This window comes from Gilliamella sp. GillExp13, from assembly GCF_001690815.1.
GTDB lineage: Bacteria > Pseudomonadota > Gammaproteobacteria > Enterobacterales > Orbaceae > Gilliamella > Gilliamella bombi.
Genome location: NZ_LZHJ01000162.1, coordinates 1 through 1267, shown reverse-complemented (window position 1 = coordinate 1267; position 1267 = coordinate 1). Strand labels below are relative to the sequence as shown.

2 protein-coding genes are annotated in these 1267 nt (G+C 37.3%); one reads left to right on the top strand and one right to left on the bottom strand.

From position 1 onward, the window contains the following. Positions 1-186: 186 nt before the first annotated feature. Positions 187-489, bottom strand: a complete 303-nt coding sequence (locus tag A9G37_RS11715) for an IS3 family transposase (protein ID WP_065560538.1) — start codon at positions 487-489, stop codon at positions 187-189. Positions 490-931: 442 nt separating this feature from the next. Here A9G37_RS11715 and A9G37_RS11710 point away from each other — a divergent pair, with 442 nt between their 5' ends. After that, on the top strand, positions 932-1234 hold the full coding sequence (locus A9G37_RS11710; RefSeq protein ID WP_065574772.1) for an IS3 family transposase: 303 nt from the start codon (positions 932-934) through the stop codon (positions 1232-1234). Positions 1235-1267: the final 33 nt, after the last annotated feature.

The following is a 1267-nucleotide window of genomic DNA, read 5'->3' as shown; positions in this document are numbered from 1 at the left end:
GCTCTGCTTGCAGACGCCTTGTACCATAAGCACGATAATTAGTATTAAAAATTTCACCCACTATTTCACTCAGTGATATATCTTGTGATTGCTGCGTTAATTGCCGTTGATAATAGAAACGATTTCGGGTTACATTTAAACATCGACATAATGCACGTAAGCTGTATCGATGCTTATTATGTAAAATTAACTCGATTTTCTTCCCATTATCAACGTCGCTTGCTTTAGGATATCATTCTCCATTAACAAGCGTTTATTCTCTTTGCGTAGCGCGATAAGTTCGTTATCTTCAGTTCGACGATTATCTTTTGCGATGAATGAGCCGGTAGTTTGGTACTGCATTATCCAATTATCTAATGCTGATTTGGTGAGGTCATACTCTGCGACGATATCCGCACGTTTTTTACCATTTTGATATAGCATGACCATTTGTTTTTTGAACTCGTTAGTAAAGCTACGTTTTGCTCTTCGTGATGAATCGATTGCCATTGTTGTTACCTTCTCTTATTTTTAGTTTATCATAACAATGACCTTATAAAACTGGTACTAATTAGTGTAGCCGATCCACTACCTCATCATTAGCTTTTATATCTCTACCCACTAACTCAAAAGTCTGCGGTAACTTTGGCTTAGCAATTAGGTTAGGATGAGGATTGTACCATTGATTTCTTGCCTCTGGACCTGTTAGCTTAATGCGTGCAACACTTGTCCCAAGTCCTCATATGGAATCCACGAATCATTAGCTACAACATTTGTCACTGTTGCAGTAATTCCCTCATGCGTGACTGGTTCCCATGTCAATTCATTTATATCTACTCCACTTATGAGTAAATCAAAATATAAACCATCCATATGGATCGGCTACACTAATTAGTACCAGTTTTATAAGGTCATTGTTATGATAAACTAAAAATAAGAGAAGGTAACAACAATGGCAACCGATTCATCACGAAGAGCAAAACGTAGCTTTACTAACGAGTTCAAAAAACAAATGGTCATGCTATATCAAAATGGTAAAAAACGTGCGGATATCGTCGCAGAGTATGACCTCACCAAATCAGCATTAGATAATTGGATAATGCAGTACCAAACTACCGGCTCATTCATCGCAAAAGATAATCGTCGAACTGAAGATAACGAACTTATCGCGCTACGCAAAGAGAATAAACGCTTGTTAATGGAGAATGATATCCTAAAGCAAGCGACGTTGATAATGGGAAGAAAATCGAGTTAATTTTACATAATAAGCATCGATACAGCTTACGTG

Excerpts from the sequence above, each read along its gene's own strand:
- A9G37_RS11715 (WP_065560538.1), bottom strand. The coding sequence starts at position 489 with ATGGCAATCGATTCATCACGAAGAGCAAAACGTAGCTTTACTAACGAG.
- A9G37_RS11710 (WP_065574772.1), top strand. The coding sequence starts at position 932 with ATGGCAACCGATTCATCACGAAGAGCAAAACGTAGCTTTACTAACGAG.